16 protein-coding genes are annotated in these 17,725 nt (G+C 61.2%); 9 read left to right on the top strand and 7 right to left on the bottom strand.

Annotated elements, in window-relative coordinates; all coding sequences use genetic code 11:
- Positions 1-77 precede the first annotated feature (77 nt).
- Both MHH62_RS23205 and MHH62_RS23200 read right to left on the bottom strand, forming a co-directional pair.
- Positions 78-2,432 carry a penicillin acylase family protein gene (locus MHH62_RS23205; protein WP_339231984.1) on the bottom strand — a complete coding sequence of 785 codons (2,355 nt, stop codon included), beginning with the start codon at positions 2,430-2,432 and terminating at the stop codon, positions 78-80.
- Positions 2,433-2,458: 26 nt separating this feature from the next.
- Positions 2,459-3,034: a DUF6436 domain-containing protein gene (locus tag MHH62_RS23200; RefSeq protein WP_020301831.1), complete on the bottom strand. Its 576-nt coding sequence runs from the start codon at positions 3,032-3,034 to the stop codon at positions 2,459-2,461.
- A 98-nt stretch (positions 3,035-3,132) separates the two neighbouring features.
- On the opposite strand from MHH62_RS23200, the gene MHH62_RS23195 reads away from it, so the two are divergent.
- Positions 3,133-4,074: an alpha/beta hydrolase gene (locus MHH62_RS23195; protein ID WP_014720378.1), complete on the top strand. Its 942-nt coding sequence runs from the start codon at positions 3,133-3,135 to the stop codon at positions 4,072-4,074.
- An 86-nt stretch (positions 4,075-4,160) separates the two neighbouring features.
- Here the strand turns inward: MHH62_RS23195 and MHH62_RS23190 are convergent, their stop codons facing one another.
- Positions 4,161-4,913, bottom strand: a complete 753-nt coding sequence (locus MHH62_RS23190; RefSeq protein ID WP_003195224.1) for a DUF2059 domain-containing protein — start codon at positions 4,911-4,913, stop codon at positions 4,161-4,163.
- 131 nt (positions 4,914-5,044) lie between these two features.
- Here MHH62_RS23190 and MHH62_RS23185 point away from each other — a divergent pair, with 131 nt between their 5' ends.
- Positions 5,045-5,677 carry a 2OG-Fe(II) oxygenase gene (locus MHH62_RS23185; RefSeq protein WP_003195222.1) on the top strand — a complete coding sequence of 211 codons (633 nt, stop codon included), beginning with the start codon at positions 5,045-5,047 and terminating at the stop codon, positions 5,675-5,677.
- Positions 5,678-5,679: 2 nt separating this feature from the next.
- A complete protein-coding gene (locus tag MHH62_RS23180) occupies positions 5,680-6,162 on the top strand; it encodes a DUF523 domain-containing protein (protein ID WP_032902258.1) in 483 nt (160 codons plus the stop codon).
- A 108-nt stretch (positions 6,163-6,270) separates the two neighbouring features.
- Here MHH62_RS23180 and MHH62_RS23175 read toward each other — a convergent pair whose 3' ends face one another.
- Positions 6,271-6,744: a transporter substrate-binding domain-containing protein gene (locus MHH62_RS23175; protein ID WP_198832944.1), complete on the bottom strand. Its 474-nt coding sequence runs from the start codon at positions 6,742-6,744 to the stop codon at positions 6,271-6,273.
- A 134-nt stretch (positions 6,745-6,878) separates the two neighbouring features.
- Between MHH62_RS23175 and MHH62_RS23170 the strand changes: the two genes are divergently transcribed.
- Entirely contained in the window at positions 6,879-7,319 is a 441-nt protein-coding gene (locus MHH62_RS23170; protein ID WP_014720373.1) for a DUF4399 domain-containing protein, read from the top strand.
- 67 nt (positions 7,320-7,386) lie between these two features.
- On the opposite strand, the gene serA is transcribed toward MHH62_RS23170, so the two are convergent.
- Positions 7,387-8,616, bottom strand: a complete 1,230-nt coding sequence (gene serA, locus MHH62_RS23165; RefSeq protein WP_003195214.1) for a phosphoglycerate dehydrogenase — start codon at positions 8,614-8,616, stop codon at positions 7,387-7,389.
- Positions 8,617-8,821: 205 nt separating this feature from the next.
- Here serA and MHH62_RS23160 point away from each other — a divergent pair, with 205 nt between their 5' ends.
- From MHH62_RS23160 to MHH62_RS23145, 4 genes are all read left to right on the top strand, one after another.
- Entirely contained in the window at positions 8,822-10,216 is a 1,395-nt protein-coding gene (locus MHH62_RS23160; RefSeq protein WP_005792341.1) for an FAD-binding oxidoreductase, read from the top strand.
- Between the two features lie 22 nt (positions 10,217-10,238).
- A complete protein-coding gene (locus MHH62_RS23155; protein WP_014720371.1) occupies positions 10,239-10,904 on the top strand; it encodes a fumarylacetoacetate hydrolase family protein in 666 nt (221 codons plus the stop codon).
- A 247-nt stretch (positions 10,905-11,151) separates the two neighbouring features.
- Positions 11,152-12,075: an SdiA-regulated domain-containing protein gene (locus MHH62_RS23150; RefSeq protein ID WP_014720370.1), complete on the top strand. Its 924-nt coding sequence runs from the start codon at positions 11,152-11,154 to the stop codon at positions 12,073-12,075.
- A gap of 121 nt (positions 12,076-12,196) precedes the next feature.
- On the top strand, positions 12,197-13,105 hold the full coding sequence (locus tag MHH62_RS23145; RefSeq protein WP_014720369.1) for an SdiA-regulated domain-containing protein: 909 nt from the start codon (positions 12,197-12,199) through the stop codon (positions 13,103-13,105).
- Here MHH62_RS23145 and MHH62_RS23140 read toward each other — a convergent pair whose 3' ends face one another.
- Positions 13,106-15,052, bottom strand: a complete 1,947-nt coding sequence (locus MHH62_RS23140) for an autotransporter domain-containing protein (RefSeq protein WP_339231982.1) — start codon at positions 15,050-15,052, stop codon at positions 13,106-13,108. It lies immediately after the preceding gene.
- A gap of 333 nt (positions 15,053-15,385) precedes the next feature.
- Positions 15,386-16,057 (bottom strand): ribose-5-phosphate isomerase RpiA, encoded by a 672-nt coding sequence (gene rpiA, locus MHH62_RS23135; RefSeq protein ID WP_003195201.1) that lies wholly within the window; start codon positions 16,055-16,057, stop codon positions 15,386-15,388.
- Between the two features lie 138 nt (positions 16,058-16,195).
- Here rpiA and ilvA point away from each other — a divergent pair, with 138 nt between their 5' ends.
- Positions 16,196-17,710, top strand: a complete 1,515-nt coding sequence (gene ilvA / locus MHH62_RS23130; RefSeq protein WP_020301835.1) for a threonine ammonia-lyase, biosynthetic — start codon at positions 16,196-16,198, stop codon at positions 17,708-17,710.
- The last annotated feature ends 15 nt before the right edge of the window (positions 17,711-17,725 follow it).

The raw sequence follows: 17,725 nt of genomic DNA, 5'->3' as shown, positions 1-17,725 counted from the left end.
GGGACGCTCTGCGTCCCGATTCTAAGGGCGGACGCGGAGCGTCCATGGCTGCATTCCCACGCGGAGCGTGGGAACGATCATCGGGCGGGCAGCAGTTTCAAGGTGCCGCGGGTATTGGCCGTCACTTCCTCCTCACTGAAATGCGCCTGCTCATACCTGCCCTCGATATAGCTCTGCGCCTGGTCGCCATAGTGCGTATCAAAGGGCACACCGCTTTGCCCCACCGGGTTGATGGTGAGGGCGTGGGCCGGGTCGGCGAAGTCGATCAGGCGTCGTGTCGACGGGCCGTAGGTTACCGGCCACGGTGCTGGGCCAATCGGAGAGGTCTGGTTGTTCGGAACCTCATGGCTGCCCGGTGCCGGGAACGGGCCGACGTTGAAGATTTTATCCAGCGGTTTTTGCAGGCCCAGCGGGTGGCCGTGGGTCAGGGTGTGCGCCTTGCCCCATTGCCACTGTGCCGGGTCATCGCCGAACGCAGCCTTGAGATGGGCCAGGCTGTTGTCCCAGGCGAGCTTGACGGTATCGGCCCGATTGCCGTTCCACCAGGGTGAGTCTGCCGACGCGGCCAGGCGTGGCAAGGCGGCGTCGATCACGCGGGTGCCGAGCAGGGTCTTGAACAAGGCATCGCCGAGTTTGGGGTGAAAGGTTGCGTCGCTGAGGTTGAAGAGCAACTGGTTGAACAGCGTGGCATTGGTGGAGTCCAGTGGGTAGTCACCCTTCCAGTTGGCAAGCTGTTCCACCAGTTTGAGTTGCGCCGGGTCCTTGACCACCTCGCGCAGCACCGGCAACAGCGGCGCCAGCAGGCGTGGGCCGTAGGCGGTGGTGGTGCCCAGTTGCAGGGCCTGGCTGTTGGTCACATCCCACTTCACGCTTGTGTCGCTCAACTGCGCGTTCAACTGCTGGCCGCGGTCAGCCAGGTTGTAATAGCCGGGAATCGGCATGCCGGTGGGCGATGCCGGCTGGGCATTGGCGGACACCACATAGCCGCGCGGCGGATTTTCTTCCTGGGGGTTGGCACTGAAGGGGTAGAAACCCAGCTTGTCGGCCTGGGTAGTACTGCCGTCGAGGATGAACGCAGGGTTAACGCCGGCCGGGCGGATCGGCAACTGCGCCGCTGCCCACCAACCGATATCGCCCTTGGCATTGGCCCACACGATGTTCAGGCCCGGTGCCGAGACCTTGGCGGCTGCGGCACGTGCCTTGGCCAGGGTGTCGGCACGGTTGAGCTGGTAGAAACCATCCAGGATCGGGTTTTCACTGTCGAGGAACGCCCACCACATGGCAATCGGTGTGCTGCCGGCGTTCTCACCGAGCACGTCGTTGATGATCGGGCCGTGGGGCGAGCGGCGCAGGGTGAGGGTCACCGGCGCCTGGCCCTTGACCTGGATCTGCTGCTCGCTGCTGCTCATGTCCACCCATTGGCCGTGATACCAGACCTGGTTGGGGTTGTCCGGATTGACCTTTTCGGCGATCAGGTCGAGATCGTCATTCTGGAACATGGTCAGGCTCCAGCCGAAGTCCAGGTTGTGCCCCAGAAACGCCACCGGTACCAGCGCGTTGTGGTAACCGTACAACTCGAAGCCTGGCGCCGACAGCTGCGCTTCGTACCACACCGAAGGCACCGAGAAGCGGATATGAGGGTCACCCGCCAGCAATGGTTTGCCGCTTTGGGTATGGCTGCCGCTGACGGCCCAGGCATTGCTGCCTTCGAACTGCGGCAGGCCGTTGTCGGCCAGGGCCTGTTCGCCCAGGGCGGCGATGGCGCCAAGGGTCTGCCAATCGCTGGCGGCCAGGTTGAGAGCGCCCTTGGGTTGCCAGTCGAGATCGAAGACGTTCAAGTAGGCGCTGCCCAGTCGGTCGCGCACATAGGTCAGTACCGGCTCGGTGCGAAAGGCTGCGGCAAAGCTGTAGGCCATGTACCCGGCGACGCTGATGCTGTCTTCGGCGGTAAACGGGCGCTTGGCGATGCCCAGCACATCGAACTCCATGGGGCTGGCGTGGCTGTCCTGATACTGGTTGATCCCGTCCAGGTAGGCTTGCAGGGCCTTGGACGAGGCCGAGTCAGGGTCCATGTGCTCCACATAGCTCAAGGCACGCTCGCGAATGCGCAGGCTGCGAAACAGTTTGTCGGTCTCCAGCAGCTTGGGCCCCAGTACCTCGGCCAGTTCGCCACGGGCCAGGCGCCGCATGATCTCCATCTGGAACAACCGGTCCTGGGCATGCACATAGCCCAGGGCGCGGTACAGATCGGCCTCATTCTCGGCGCGGATATGCGGTACGCCACGGTCGTCGTAGCGCACCGTGACCGAACCTTGCAGGTGCGCCAGCGTCACCGTGCCCTGGCGCGTGGGTTGTTTGCTGAAGACGTACCAACCGGCGCCCAGGGCGACCAGCACAATCAGCACCGCAAAAACCTGCAGGACGCGCTTCATGAACATTCCTTACCAAAGTGGACGGGCTACAGATCCTTAGGCCACGAACAATAGCAGCCTACCGCGAGGGTGTGAGTGGCATTCACTTCGCGTCCGGTTCCAAGCGCCTTGAGGATCGGCTCGATAAAGCTGTTGCTGGCGTTGCACGTGAGGCCTTCGCTGTAGGGGCCGAAATACGCCAGCTTGCCGGTGCGATCCCAAATGCCCACGGCCGGGCTGGCGGGGATCTGGTCCGCGCCGGGCAGGGCATCGAGGACTTTCATGTGGCGCAGGTTCTCGGGCAACTGGCCGTGGCTGCCGGGTTTTTGCAGGGCATAGAACTCCACCCCTTGGGGCGCATACTGCTCGATCAACTCGCCCAGGTGCTGCTGGTTACCGACATTGCACGGGCAGGCCGGGTCCCAGAAGTGCACCAGGCGAATCGGGCCCGGGCCACTGAGGGCGGCGGGCAGTTGCAGCGCATCGCCGGAAAATACCGCGGTGTGTTCGCTGAAGGCACGCAGGTAGCGGCCTTGGAACCAGTCATAGGCCGCCCACAGCACCCCGGCGCAGATAACCAGGATCAGGCTGGCGAACAGGGCGTTACGGTAGGGCGGTCGCATTGGATGTATCCTCGCAGGTCGCGTAGCTTGCCATGCTTGTCCTGACAGATGAATATCGCAGCTCGATATTCATCTTCACCGCAAGTCTGGAAGCCTTTATGCCCGTCACCTTTGACCCTGATCATCTGCGCGAAAGCTTGCGCCCCCTGGTGGATGCGCAGCCGCTGTCAGCCGAGGCGAGGGTTTACCAGCGTTTCTACGGGCTCGACCTGGCCGCACGCCAGGTGCCGGCGGTGAGCCGCCTGGGGCGCTTGCAGGTGGATGGGTTCGAGGTGGTGGCCCAGGTCTGGTGGCCGCCAGCGCCGGTCGCGACCATGTTCCTGTTCCACGGTTTCTACGATCACATGGGGCTGTATCGCCATGTGGTGGATTGGGCCTTGGACCAGGGCTTCGTGGTGATCGCCTGCGACCTGCCGGGCCATGGCTTGTCCAGCGGCGTGCGCGCCAGCATTGATGACTTTGCGGTGTACCAGAGCGTAGTGCAGGCGTTGTTCGTCGAGGCCAAGGCGCTGCAATTGCCGCAACCCTGGCACCTGTTCGGGCAAAGCACCGGCGGCGCCATCGTGGTGGACCACCTGCTCCACCACGGCGCCCAGAGTCCGGCCCAGGGCAAGACTTTCCTGCTGTCGCCTTTGGTGCGGCCGCGTGCCTGGGGTTGGTCCCAGGTCAGCTATTACCTGCTGCGCCCGTTCGTCAAAGGCATCGCCCGGCGTTTCAGCGATAACTCCAACGACCCTGCGTTCAAGCCGTTCCTGGAAGCCGACCCGCTACAGCCTCGCCAGCTGCCTACCGCCTGGGTGGGGTCGCTGGCGCGCTGGATCAAACGCATCGAAGCCGCACCACGCAGCCCCCGGCGCCCGGTGATCGTGCAGGGTGAGGAAGATATGACGGTGGACTGGCAGCACAATTTGCAGGTGTTGCGGGGTAAGTTCGACCGGCCTGAGGTGTTGATGCTCAAGCGGGGTCGGCATCACTTGGCCAATGAAATTCCGCAGATTCGCGAAGCATATTTTAACTTCCTCACGGATCACCTGAAATAACGCAGTCCAAATGTGGGAGCTGGCTTGCCTGCGATAGCGGTGTCACTGACACAGCGCAATCGCAGGCAAGCCAGCTCCGACAGGGTTTACTGCGTCAGGCTTGAGGTGCTTTGACCAACGGCAAGCCCTGCGCGAATGGCCGCCAGGGCAGCCTGGTAATACGCCTTGCCCTCCGGCGACTCGGCAAAGGTGGCGAACTCTTCCAGCTCAGGGTCGGACAAATCCCGATAGACATACAGCAAGGTATTGTTCAAATCCTTGTCGATCTGCTGCATCAACCGCTCGCGCTGGCCATTCAACATTCCTTGCGCCTGGCCACCGCCGAGCAGGCCGGGGATCATCTGGCTCAAGCTGTCGGCCGCCACGCCTGCAATCGCCAGGCTGACCTCGGCACCGGCCTCGCGGGCGGGCAGGGCCTGGGCCAGGTGGCCGATGATCAGGCTGCGGGTGGCATCGGCTTCGAGTTTGGGCAGGCCCTGTGCGTTTTTCGCCAGTTGATCGCGGCGCGTGGCCAGCAACTCAGCGGCGACGATCTTGCGGCCCAGGGGCGACTGGAAAAACGCCAGGGCAGGTTTCGGGTCGGGCAAGTGCTTGCGCAGTTGCGCCTCGGCACGCTGGTCCATGGCCTGGGCGGCAAAGCGTTTATTGCTGTTGTCCACCAGCGCCTGGTACACCACCGGCGGCAGGCTATTGCGGTAGCGCTGCTGGGCGGCACTGAGGGCGTCATTGAAGTGCGCACGTTGTTCGGCCCAGCCGGCGACCTTGTACAACTGGTCATGGCCGTCTGCCCAGGCGGGCAAAACGCAGAACATCAACACAGAAAAAAACAAACGACGCATAAGGACTCCTGTCAGTCGGCCACTATTGTCCGTGTCGGGCGTAGGATTTGTCGAGAAGTCCTATCGGTCACCTGACTAAAGTGCATTCAGACGCTCAACGGCGCTGTCGGATTTTCAGGCGTATGGATACTATGCGCGCCATGCAAATACCCCTCGATCACCCGCTGCTGCAACGCATCGTCGACGACTTGGCCGAAAAAGGCTGGTCGCAGCAAAATGGCTTCCTGCCCCAGGCTCTGACCCTGGAGCTGGCGGCTGAGTGCCGTAAACGTGCGGCGCAGGGTGAGCTGGCGCCCGCAGCGGTAGGGCGTGGGCCGGCCCAGGAGATTCGCGAAGGCATTCGCGGTGACCATATCCAGTGGTTGGAGGAGGGGGACGCGCCTATCTGCGACACCTACATGGGCGTGATGGACGGCCTGCGCCTGGCGATGAATCGCAGCCTGTTCCTGGGCCTGGAAGATTTCGAAAGCCACTTCGCGATGTACCCGCCGGGCGCGTTTTACCTCAAGCATGTAGACCGTTTTCGCGACGATGACCGGCGCATGGTCTCGGCGGTGATCTACTTGAACGACGCCTGGCTGCCCGAGCATGGCGGCCAACTGCGCATGTACCTCAAGGGCGGTGTCGAATACGACGTGGTGCCCACCGGGGGCTGCCTGGTGGTATTCCTGTCGGGCGAGGTGCCTCACGAAGTCCTGCCCGCTACGCGCGAACGCCTGTCCTTGACGGGCTGGTTTCGCCGGCGGGGCAACGAGCCGTTTTAAACATGGAAAAGATTCTGGTCAGCCGCTGCCTGCTCGGGCACAAGGTGCGCTATGACGGCGGGGCCAGCGGCCCATTCGACCCACTGGCAGCTTGGCAAGCTGAAGGCCGCGTGGTTGCCATCTGCCCGGAAGTGGCGGGGGGCTTGCCCACACCGCGCCCGCCGGCCGAAATCCCAGGCGGGCAGGGGATCGACGTGTGGGAAGGCCGCGCCCAGGTGCTGACGGCCGAGGGCGAAGACTTCACCAGCGCCTTTCTCGACGGTGCCCGCCAAGCCTTGGCGCTGGTGCAGCGTCATCACATCCGCATCGCCATTCTCAAGGCCAACAGCCCATCCTGCGGCAATCTGTTGACCTATGACGGCACCTTCAGCGGGGTGAAGGTCAGTGGCGAAGGCGTCACGGCGGCGCTGCTCAAGCGCCATGGTGTGCAGGTGTTCAGTGAGTTGGAGTTGCCACAGGCGGCGATTGCCCTCACGCAGCTTTAAGAAGTTTAAACAGATCAAGTGTGGGAGCTGGCTTGCCTGCGATAGCGGTGTATCAGCACCTTATGTGTAACTGACAGACCGCTATCGCAGGCAAGCCAGCTCCCACATTTATTGCACCTTGAGCCATTTCTGCGCCAGCGCCTTCAACCGGCCATCGTCCTTAACCCGCTTCAACGCCCCGTTCAAACTGGTCTTGAACGCCGGGTTGCCCTTCTGGAACGGGATCGCCAATGCCGGCTTCTGGTGGTAAGGCTCACTGAAATCGAAACGATCCTCAAGCTCGGCAGTCATAGCCATATGGTTAATGGCCACGTCGTACTTGCCGGTTTCCACACCGGACAGCAGGTCCGCGTTATCGGTGGTAATAAACGAGGAGCGCACCTCCATCTCCTTGGCCAGCAGGTCACCCAGCTCCACTTCAAAGCCGGCGAGTTTGTCGCCCTCTTTGAAATTGTACGGCGGGGTGTTGGCTTCCAGGGCGATGCGCAGTTCACCGCGATCGTTGACGTCGTCAATCAGTTCGGCATGAGCCAAGGGGCTCAGAAGAGGAAGCAACAGCAACAGGCCAGGCGAAAAGCGCATGGTCACTCCTAAAGAATTCGTACAGGCGAGGCGCCGTTCAGCAACGTTTTGTTATGGTGTCGGGTGCCTTGGACCGCAATTTATCGCGAAGTTGTCATAACCCTACAGATTTCACCGAAAAACTGGAGAAGCGAATGAAAGCCCTTTTGTCCCGTGCAACGATTGCCAGCCTTTTGCTGGGTACCTCGATGTTGGCCAGTGCCGCAGACCTTCCTCGTACACCTGCGCCTGAAGGTGCCGAAGTGTTCATCGTCTCGCCGAAAGATGGCGCCACCGTTGATAAAACCTTCACCGTCAAATTCGGCGTCAAGAAGCTGGACCTGGAACCGATCGACAAACAAGTGCCTAACGCCGGGCACCACCACCTGTTGGTAGACCAGAAGGTGGAGTCGCTCAACGCCAATGAGGCGATCCCGGCCACGCCTACTTCGATTCACTTCGGCAAGGCGCAGACCGAAACCGAGCTGACCCTGACGCCAGGCAAGCACACCCTGCAACTGGTGGCCGGCGACAACGTGCATCGCCAGTTCGAACCCACAGTCGCCTCGAAAGTGATCACCATTAACGTCAAATAAGCGTTATTCGGGCAAAAAAATGGGAGACCCCTGCGGGTCTCCCATTTTTTATCCAGCGCTTGAAGCCTTAGAACAACACGCGGCTACGAATAGTGCCGTTGATGTGCTGCAGCTTCTCTTGCGCCAGGTCCGAGTACTCGGCGTCGACGTCGATCACCACGTAGCCGACCTTCTCGTTGGTCTGCAGGAACTGACCGGAGATGTTGATGCCGTTTTCCGCGAAGACCTTGTTGATCTCCATCATCACGCCAGGGATGTTCTGGTGGATGTGCAGCAGACGGTGCTTGCCCGGGTGAGCCGGCAGGGCCACTTCCGGGAAGTTGACCGACGATACCGAGGTACCGTTGTCGCTGTACTTGACCAGTTTTTCCGAGACTTCCAGGCCGATGTTGGCTTGGGCTTCAGCGGTGGAGCCGCCGATGTGCGGGGTCAGGATCACGTTGTCCAGGCCACGCAGCGGGCTTTCGAAGATGTCATCGTTGGAGCGCGGCTCCACCGGGAACACGTCGATGGCAGCGCCGATCAGGTGCTTGTCCTTGATCGCGTCGGCCAGGGCATCCAGCTCGACCACGGTGCCGCGAGCGGCGTTGATCAGGATCCCGCCTTTCTTGATCGCGCGGATTTCCTTCTCACCGATCATCCACTGGGTCTCGGCCGTTTCCGGAACGTGCAGGGTGACGATGTCGGACATGCCCAGCAGCTCGGTCAGGCTGGCCACTTGGGTGGCGTTGCCCAATGGCAGCTTGGTCAGGGTGTCGTAGAAGAACACCTGCATGCCCAGGCCTTCAGCCAACACCGACAGTTGCGTGCCGATCGAGCCGTAGCCGACGATACCCAGCTTCTTGCCGCGGATTTCGAAGGAGTTGGCCGCGCTCTTGATCCAGCCGCCACGGTGGCAGGAAGCGTTCTTCTCAGGGATACCGCGCAGCAGCAGGATGGCCTCGGCCAGCACCAGCTCCGCCACGGAACGGGTGTTGGAGTACGGTGCGTTGAACACCGCGATGCCGCGCTCGCGCGCTGCATTGAGGTCGACCTGGTTGGTGCCGATGCAGAAACAGCCGACAGCCACGAGTTTCTTGGCGTGGTCGAAGATCTCTTCGGTCAGCTGAGTGCGGGAGCGAATGCCGATAAAGTGCGCGTCGGCGATCTTTTCCTTGAGCTGGGCTTCCGGCAGAGAACTGGTGATGTACTCAATGCTGGTGTACCCGGCGGCTTTCAGAACGTCGACAGCCGATGGGTGGACGCCTTCCAGAAGAAGGAACTTGATCTTGCTCTTATCGAGAGAAGTCTTGCTCATCTGCGTAAACCTGTATCCCGGAGAAAATTGGCAGGGAGTCGAGCAGCGCAAGCTGACCCGGACGGCAGGAAAGCCGTCACCGCAGAAACGCCCTTTGGGTCTGTCCTGCGGGGGCGGTATGCTAGCATACGCACCCCGCTAAACACCTATTCCTGCGACGTGAAGCGTTCTCAGGATGACCATGAATTGTTCGAGAGTTCTGTCGATGACCCATCCTGCCCTGATTGATGAGCTAAAGACCCTGGTTGAGCCCGGCAAAGTGCTGACCGACGCCGACTCCCTGGAGGCTTACGGCAAGGATTGGACCAAGCACTTCGCTCCCGCACCTAGCGCCATCGTGTTCCCCAAGACCACCGAGCAGGTACAGGCCATCGTGCGGTGGGCCAATGAGCACAAGGTGGCGCTGGTGCCCTCGGGCGGGCGCACCGGTCTGTCGGCTGCTGCCGTTGCCGCCAATGGCGAAGTGGTGGTGTCGTTCGACTATATGAACCAGATCCTCGACGTGAACCTCACCGACCGCACCGCCGTGTGCCAGCCGGGTGTGGTGACCAAGCAACTGCAGAACGTCGCTGAAGAAAACGGCCTGTATTATCCGGTGGACTTCGCCTCGTCCGGTTCCAGCCAGATTGGCGGCAATATCGGCACCAATGCCGGCGGGATCAAAGTAATTCGCTACGGTATGACCCGCAACTGGGTGGCCGGCATGAAGGTCGTCACCGGCAAAGGCGATGTGCTGGAGCTGAACCGCGACCTGATCAAAAACGCCACCGGCTACGACATGCGCCAGCTGTTTATCGGCGCCGAAGGCACCCTGGGTTTTGTGGTCGAAGCCACCATGCGCCTGGACCGTGCGCCAAAGAACCTCACGGCAATGGTGCTCGGCACGACTGATTTCGACTCGATCATGCCGGTGCTGCACGCCTTCCAGAGCAAACTGGACCTGACCGCCTTCGAATTCTTCTCGGACAAAGCCCTGGCCAAAGTCCTTGGTCGTGGCGACGTGCCGGCGCCGTTCGAAACCGAGTGCCCGTTCTACGCGTTGCTGGAATTTGAAGCCACCACCGAAGAAGTCGCCAACCACGCCCTGGAAACGTTCGAACATTGCGTGGAGCAGGGCTGGGTGCTGGATGGCGTGATGAGCCAGAGCGAAACCCAGCTGCACAACCTGTGGAAACTGCGCGAGTACATCTCCGAAACCATTTCCCACTGGACGCCGTACAAGAACGACATCTCGGTGACCGTGTCGAAAGTGCCAGCGTTCCTGAGCGAAATTGACGCGATCGTCGGTGAACACTACCCGGACTTCGAAATCGTCTGGTTCGGCCATATCGGTGACGGCAACCTGCACCTGAACATCCTCAAGCCGGAAAACCTGAGCAAGGATGAGTTTTTCGCCAAGTGCGCCACCGTTAACAAGTGGGTATTCGAGACCGTCGCCAAGTACAACGGCTCGATCTCCGCCGAACACGGCGTGGGCATGACCAAGCGCGATTACCTGACCTACAGCCGTTCACCGGTTGAAATCGAATACATGAAGGCCGTCAAAGCCGTGTTCGACCCTAACGGGATCATGAACCCCGGCAAGATCTTCGCTGTTTAACCGCACCTGAAGGAGTCGTTCCATGAGCTACCAGCACAAGTATGTCGACGGCACCAACATCCACTTCCCGGTGGGTAAAGTGGTGTGCATCGGGCGTAACTACGCCGAACACGCCAAGGAACTGGACAACCCGGTACCCACCGAGCCGCTGCTGTTCATCAAGCCGGGCAGCTGCGTGGTGCCGTTGGAAGGTGGCTTTGCCATTCCGACCGAGCGTGGTTCGGTGCACTACGAAGCGGAAATCGCCGTATTGATCGGCAAGCCTTTGTCCGCCAAGCCGAGCCGGGAAGAAGTGCTGGACGCCATCTCCGGCTTCGCTCCGGCCCTGGACCTGACCCTGCGCGACAAACAGGCCGAGCTCAAAGCCAAGGGCTTGCCGTGGGAAATCGCCAAGTCTTTCGATGGCGCGGCGGTGATTGCCCCCTTCGTGGTCAGCAGTACCTTTGCGGACGTGACCGATATCGGCATTCGCCTGAGCATCAACGGCGAATTGCGCCAGGACGGCAACAGCGCGCAGATGCTTAACCCGATTGTGCCGATGATTCAGTACATGGCGGGTTGCTTCTCCCTCCAAGCGGGCGACGTGATCCTGACCGGCACCCCGGCGGGCGTTGGCCCTTTGAATGTGGGGGATGAAGTGGTGTTGGAGCTGGCGGGTGTCAATCGCTTCGAAAGCGTTGTGCGCTAAATCACTGCCAAACTGCGATCAAACTGTGGGAGCGGGCTTGCCCGCGATGGCGGTGTGACAGTCACTGAATAGTTGACTGAACGCCCTTAATCGCGGGCAAGCCCGCTCCCACAGTTGTTTGTGTACATCTGCAGGATCCAGCGTTTTGCATTTTTTTCACACACTATCCGGATAATTCCCTGCTCTTGCGCGCGGGTCCTTGAATCCTGTGCTATCCCCTACAGCTGACTTTCCGGAAAAGCGCTCAATGGTCGTGCCTCTGCCCACTTCGAAAACCTCGCTTCGCTCTCGCTTGTCCATGCGCTGGTATTCCTGGGTATTTTTGGCTGGTGCCATTTTGTATGGCATCGCCTGGGCCATGCACTGGGATGATCGCGGCCTGCTGTGGGTGCTGGAGCGTTTCGAGAGTTCGGCCGAGCGCCGGGAAAGTGTGTGGCTGCCGGACTATCACGCGGTGATCGACGCCAAGTTGCTGCCCGGTATGGAGAAGGACGAGGCATCAGACCTGTCCTATAACCCGCAGACCAAAACCCTGTTTTCAGTGATGGGCAAGAATCCCTTCCTGGTCGAACTGAGCCTGCAAGGCGATGTGTTGCGCAAAATGCCGCTCAACGGTTGGAACAATCCGGAAGGCGTGGCAGTGATGGAAAACGGCTTGATGGCGGTGGTCGATGAACGCGATCACAGCCTGACCGTGGTCAAGGTCGACGCCGGCACTACGGCGCTGAACAAGGCCGATTTCCCCAGTTATGACCTGGGCCCGTCCAAAGATCAGAACAAAGCCTTTGAGGCCGTTACCTGGGACAAGCGCAACCAGCAGTTGGTGCTGGGCGAAGAACGTCCCCCGGCCCTGTTCACCTGGAAAAGCGATGGCAATACGCTGACCGGCGACAAGCAAAAACTGGCCAGCACCGAACTGGATGTGCGCAACCTGTCGGCCCTGTCCATCGACCCACGTACCGGACATTTGCTGGTGCTGTCGGCCGATTCCCACCTGCTGCTGGAACTGGATGAAACGGGCGAGCAAGTCAGCTTCATGACCTTGCTTGGCGGCTTCAATGGCCTGAAAGACACGATCCCCCGTGCCGAAGGCGTGACCATGGACGAGAGCGGCAACCTGTACATGGTCAGTGAGCCAAACCTGTTCTATCGCTTTGAAAAGCAGAAATAACTGACGAATTACGTCAGAGTTTTCTTTATAAACGGCATTCGCCAGGCAGTCCGGTGCGTTTAAGTTTAAATTCAGGTGACCTTGATATCTATTCGCCAGTTTTTTCTCTGAGCCCGCCCCGATGCGTCGACTTGCCCGCCCTAAACCTGCTGTTTTTATCCTGCTGTTGCTCGCCCTGGTCACTGCCGGGCTGGTGGCACAGCAGTTCCGTCTGTTCGAACGCGCCTGGTTCAACTGGCAGGTGTGGTACCAGCCTGCGGATGAGCGCGCCATTGGCCTGGCGGACTACCGTGTCACCCTCGAAGGCCAGGTGATCGAAGGGCTCGACGACGATGTCTCGGCCCTGACCTACGACCCCGTGCGCAAAAGCCTGTTTACTGTCACCAATAAAAACGCCGAACTGGTCGAGTTGTCGCTGGAGGGCAAGATCCTGCGGCGCATTCCGCTGGTGGGCTTTGGCGATGCCGAAGCGGTGGAATTTATCAGCGACAACATCTACGTCATCAGCGATGAGCGCCAGCAGCGCTTGATCAAAGTGCATGTGGACGATGACACCAAGTTCCTCGACGCCGCCGATGCGGAGCAAATGACCCTGGGCGTGCACGTCGGCGGCAACAAGGGCTTTGAAGGGTTGGCCTACGACTCGGTGGGCAAGCGCTTGTTCGTGGCCAAGGAACGCGACCCCATGCTGATCTACGAGGTGCACGGGTTTCCCCATTTCAAGCCGGAAAAAACCTATTCGGTACATGTGATCAACAACCCCAAGCGCGATGCCGGCCTGTTTGTGCGCGACCTGTCGAGCCTGCAATACGACGAGCGCAGTGGCCATCTGTTGGCGCTGTCGGATGAGTCGTTCCTGGTCTTGGAGCTGGATATTGATGGTCGCCCTCTAAGCAGTCTGTCGTTGCTTAAAGGGCGCCATGGCCTGAGCAAGCGCGTGCCCCAGGCCGAAGGGATCGCCATGGATGACGACGGCACGCTGTACATGGTCAGCGAGCCCAACCTGTTTTACGTGTTCAAGAAACCCTGATCAGAACATCCATTGCACACCCAGCGAATAACCGGTCTGGCTGCCTTCAGCATGCCCGAGGCGGCCATTGACCTCGGCAAACACGCCCAACTGTGGGGTGATCGCCAGTTGGCTGCCCAGTTGTGCGCGAGCGAAGCTCTTATCCACTGAGCCCAGCCTGGCGGTGCGGGCCTGGCCATCGGCGCGTGCGGTGAGTTGCAGGTCGTCCAGGCGGCCGTCGGCCAATTCCTTGACCCAGGCGATGTCGCCGTAGGGCATCAGGTTCAGGCCATAGGGCAGGGCAACAGCGCCGCGCACGCGCCAGCCGAGGCTGGCTTCCAGGGAGTCGAAAGACTGCTCTTCGTACTCCAGGGCCGTGCGCAGGTTCTGCTTTTCGTGGAACTTGTCGATGCGGTAATGGCTGTAGTCCAGGCCGGCGAACGGCCCGCTCTTGATCGCGCCAAAGTCAAAGTCATAGCCACCCAGCACCCGTGCGCCCAACGCCAGGGCATCGGTATCGCCCGTCAGTTGCTGGTTGAGCAGGATCGGCCCGCCATTGGCCTGGATGACCAGGTTGCGCTTGGAGTCGAAGCGCGTGTGGCCCACGCTCAGGTCACCGGCCAGCCAGCGTGGCCCGCCATCGTTGAGCAGTGCATAGACGGCTGCCTGCCAGGTGTCGCTGTCGAGCTTGCCGCGATGCTCCAGTTTGTCGCGCCCATTGAGGTAGCTGAGGCTGGCGCCGATATTCAGGCTTGAAGTCAGTTGGTAGTCGCCGAGGGCATGCAGGCCCACGCGCCGGGCTTCGGGGTTGGGGGCCGTGTCGAAGCCGCTGTCCGGGTTGTATTCGCCATCCACGCCGATCTCGCCATCGAAGCTGCCGACCCCGCGGCTGCCCGCTTGCAGGGTCAGCCAACGGCGATCATGCAGGCGCACCAGGGCCTGATGCTGGCGCTGCAGGTTGTCTTGCATATTGCGCGCAACGGCACCGCCAGAAGCGGTCGAGGCCATCAGGTCGGCGTTGGTCAGTTCCAGCACCAGGCGGCTGAGCAGGCGTGAATAGTCGCGCAGGCGCTGGTCGATGCGCGCCTGGCCGAATGCATCGGTCAGCACGGCTTTGTTGTCTTCGTTCGGGTCGTGCCAGGTCGAGCCGCCGGGGATTTTCGGGTTGTCGGTCTGGGTGTAGCCGTCCAGGTCGCCCAGTTCCCAGTTGGTGGCCTCTATATAAAGGATCGGGATATTCAGCGGTTCAAACGCTTCACCATCGCTGCAGCAGCCGGTGCCCTTCGGGTACTGCGGGTCCAGGCCGGGGTTGCTGAATAAGGGGATGTTCAATTCCCTGGCGATCTGGAAGGTGTGCTCGCGCAAGGAGGCCAAGGCCGGGTTGGCGGTGCTGTTCTGGCCGGCGTGGGCGTACATCATGTCGCCGGTGATCAGGCTGTCGAGGTTGATCATCGCGAGCATGTTGGCGCGCTGGCTGGTGTTGAGTGAGTCGACAAAGGCACGGGAGCCGCGCAGGCCTTCTTCTTCGGCGCCGAAGCCCACTACCTGCAGGCCATTTTCCAGTGACAAGCCGCTGAGGTTCTTCGCCACCTCGGTCAGCACGCTGGCGCCGGAACCGTTGTCATCCAGGCCTTGCAGGGTCGGGCGGCCGAAGTAAGTGTCGAAATGCGCGCCAATCACCACGTACTGGGCCTTGGTACCAGCGGCAGAGGCCACCACGTTTTGCGAAGCCCGGCTGCCGTTGTTCCAGGTGAAGTCCTGACGGCTGATGCTATAGGCCGTGCCCATCTGCCTCTGCATCCAGTCGGCTGCCCCGGCAAAATTTGCCGTGCCGCGATATCGGCCAGGGTAGTCGTTGATCAGTTTTTCCAGGGTGGTGTTGGCGTGCTGGCCGTAATCGTAGGCCTGGGTAGGCGTGGACAGCAGGGCACCGGCAACGCTGATGGCGAAGGCTAGAGGCTTTATCACAAGGTCTTCCTTGAGGTGATGGGAATGTGCAAGCCCAGACCCTTTGCACAATGCGCGCCTCATTCCATGGGCGGCTGCGAATTGGCGCATTGTTAAACGCGTGGGTCGCGTGGCTGTAATTTGTAACGGATTGGATACCAGGCGGGGCAGGGGGTGCCGTGACAGAGCGCACGGTTTTGGCGAGGAGTGCTGCGAAAAGTAGCGTTTTTGTTACATCGCTCTAGAGTCGAGCGCAAACACATGTGGGAGCTGGCTTGCCTGCGATGGCATCGCCTCGGTATTCATTGATACACCGAGTCGTCTGCATCGCGGGCAAGCCCGGCTCCCACAGGGTCAGGCCTTGAGGGTTTTCACGCCTTCCGGGGTACCCAGCAGCAATACATCCGCCGGGCGCGCCGCGAACAGGCCGTTGGTGACCACACCCACAATGGCGTTGATCTGCGTCTCAAGCTCCACCGGGTTGGTGATCTGCATATTGAACACGTCGAGGATGATGTTGCCGTTGTCGGTCAACACACCTTCGCGGTACACCGGGTCGCCGCCCAGTTTCACCAGCTCGCGGGCCACATGGCTGCGGGCCATGGGGATGACTTCCACCGGCAGTGGGAACGTGCCCAGCACGGGTACCAGCTTGCTCGCGTCGGCGATGCAAATGAAGGTCTTGGCCACGGCCGCGACAATCTTCTCGCGGGTCAGGGCCGCGCCGCCGCCTTTGATCAGGTTCAGGTGCTCGTCGCTTTCATCGGCGCCGTCGACGTAGAACTCCAGGTCGCTCACGGTGTTGAGCTCGTACACCGGAATGCCATGGCCCTTGAGACGGGCGGCGGTGGCTTCGGAACTGGCCACGGCGCCGTCGAACGCGCCCTTGTGCTGGGCCAGTGCGTCGATGAAGCAGTTGGCGGTGGAACCGGTGCCGACACCGACGATGCTCTTGTCGTCGAGTTTAGGAAGGATTAAATCGACAGCGGCCTGGGCCACTGCCTGTTTGAGTTGATCCTGGGTCATGCGGGCTCCGGAACGGGCGGGGAATTAACGAGGGCGGCGAGTATAACCCAACAAAACCTCGGGATTCGTGTGGTCGCCCGGCCAAACGCTGGGTTAGACTCCTTGGCCCTGCCCAACCCGTGAAGTAGATGCCTGCCGATGCTTGAACACTACGTCAAAAAAATCCTCACCTCGCGTGTTTACGACATCGCCGTGGAAACCCCCTTGCAGACTGCCCGCCAGCTCTCCGAGCGGCTGGGTAACAAGATTTGGCTCAAGCGCGAAGACTTGCAGCCGGTGTTCTCGTTCAAGATTCGCGGCGCCTACAACAAGCTGACCCAGCTCAGTGCCGAAGAACGTGCACGCGGCGTCGTCACCGCGTCGGCCGGCAACCATGCCCAGGGCCTGGCCCTGGCGGCCAAGGTGCTGGGGGTCAAGGCCACCATCGTGATGCCCAAGACCACCCCGGAGATCAAGGTCGAAGGCGTGCGCTCCCGTGGCGGCAAAGTGGTGCTGCACGGTGATTCCTTCCCGGAAGCCCTGGCCTACTCGCTCAAGCTGGTCGACGAAAAAGGCTACGTGTACATCCACCCCTACGATGATCCGCACACCATTGCCGGGCAGGGCACCGTGGCGATGGAAATCCTGCGCCAGCACCCCGGGCCTCTGGACGCGATTTTCGTACCGGTGGGCGGCGGCGGTCTGATCGCCGGGATTGCGGCGTACGTGAAATACCTGCGCCCGGAGATCAAGATCATCGGCGTGGAGCCGGACGATTCCAACTGCCTGCAAGCCGCCATGGCGGCGGGCGAGCGCGTGGTATTGCCGACCGTCGGCCTCTTTGCCGACGGCGTGGCAGTGGCGCAGATCGGCCAGCACACCTTCGACATCTGCAAGGACTATGTGGATGAAGTGATCACCGTCAGCACCGATGAAATCTGTGCGGCGATCAAGGACATCTACGACGACACTCGCTCCATCACCGAGCCGGCCGGCGCGCTGGGCGTGGCCGGGATCAAAAAATACGTCGAGACCCGCGGTGTCAGCGGCCAGACCTTTGTCGCCATCGACTCGGGCGCCAACGTCAACTTCGACCGTTTGCGCCATGTGGCCGAGCGCGCCGAACTGGGTGAAGGCCGTGAGGCTATCATCGCCGTGACCATCCCCGAGCGGCCGGGCAGCTTCAAGGCCTTCTGCGAAGCGGTGGGCAAGCGCCAGATCACCGAATTCAATTACCGCTACCACTCCGGCAGCGAAGCGCACATTTTCGTCGGCGTGCAGACCCACCCGGAGAACGACCCGCGCAGCGCGTTGGTGGCCAGCCTGACCAGCCAGGGTTTCCCGGTGCTGGACCTCACCGAGAACGAACTGGCCAAGTTGCACATTCGCCATATGGTCGGTGGGCATGCGGCCAAAGTCAGCGACGAGTTGGTGTTTCGCTTCGAATTCCCGGAGCGGCCGGGGGCGTTGTTCAACTTCCTCAACAAACTCGGCGGGCGCTGGAATATCTCGATGTTCCACTACCGCAACCACGGCGCGGCTGACGGCCGAGTGGTGGCGGGCTTGCAAGTGCCGGCGGACGAGCGCCATCTGGTGCCTGCCGCGCTGGCGCAAATCGGTTACCCGTACTGGGATGAAAGCGAAAACCCGGCTTACCAGCTGTTCCTCGGTTGAGCGACTACGCTGACT

It is taken from the genome of Pseudomonas sp. FSL L8-0168 (genome assembly GCF_037976155.1).
In the GTDB taxonomy this organism is placed as follows: Bacteria; Pseudomonadota; Gammaproteobacteria; order Pseudomonadales; family Pseudomonadaceae; genus Aquipseudomonas; species Aquipseudomonas paracarnis.
The sequence above is the reverse complement of the archived record's forward strand: the minus strand, read 5'-3'. Positions and strand labels throughout refer to the sequence as shown.

Coding starts and splice junctions, on each gene's coding strand:
- MHH62_RS23195 (WP_014720378.1), top strand. CDS start 3,133: ATGCCCGTCACCTTTGACCCTGATCATCTGCGCGAAAGCTTGCGCCCC.
- MHH62_RS23200 (WP_020301831.1), bottom strand. CDS start 3,034: ATGCGACCGCCCTACCGTAACGCCCTGTTCGCCAGCCTGATCCTGGTT.
- rpiA (WP_003195201.1), bottom strand. CDS start 16,057: ATGACCCAGGATCAACTCAAACAGGCAGTGGCCCAGGCCGCTGTCGAT.
- MHH62_RS23180 (WP_032902258.1), top strand. CDS start 5,680: ATGGAAAAGATTCTGGTCAGCCGCTGCCTGCTCGGGCACAAGGTGCGC.
- MHH62_RS23205 (WP_339231984.1), bottom strand. CDS start 2,432: ATGAAGCGCGTCCTGCAGGTTTTTGCGGTGCTGATTGTGCTGGTCGCC.
- MHH62_RS23150 (WP_014720370.1), top strand. CDS start 11,152: ATGGTCGTGCCTCTGCCCACTTCGAAAACCTCGCTTCGCTCTCGCTTG.
- MHH62_RS23145 (WP_014720369.1), top strand. CDS start 12,197: ATGCGTCGACTTGCCCGCCCTAAACCTGCTGTTTTTATCCTGCTGTTG.
- MHH62_RS23175 (WP_198832944.1), bottom strand. CDS start 6,744: ATGCGCTTTTCGCCTGGCCTGTTGCTGTTGCTTCCTCTTCTGAGCCCC.
- serA (WP_003195214.1), bottom strand. CDS start 8,616: ATGAGCAAGACTTCTCTCGATAAGAGCAAGATCAAGTTCCTTCTTCTG.
- MHH62_RS23185 (WP_003195222.1), top strand. CDS start 5,045: ATGCGCGCCATGCAAATACCCCTCGATCACCCGCTGCTGCAACGCATC.
- MHH62_RS23190 (WP_003195224.1), bottom strand. CDS start 4,913: ATGCGTCGTTTGTTTTTTTCTGTGTTGATGTTCTGCGTTTTGCCCGCC.
- MHH62_RS23160 (WP_005792341.1), top strand. CDS start 8,822: ATGACCCATCCTGCCCTGATTGATGAGCTAAAGACCCTGGTTGAGCCC.
- MHH62_RS23155 (WP_014720371.1), top strand. CDS start 10,239: ATGAGCTACCAGCACAAGTATGTCGACGGCACCAACATCCACTTCCCG.
- MHH62_RS23170 (WP_014720373.1), top strand. CDS start 6,879: ATGAAAGCCCTTTTGTCCCGTGCAACGATTGCCAGCCTTTTGCTGGGT.
- ilvA (WP_020301835.1), top strand. CDS start 16,196: ATGCTTGAACACTACGTCAAAAAAATCCTCACCTCGCGTGTTTACGAC.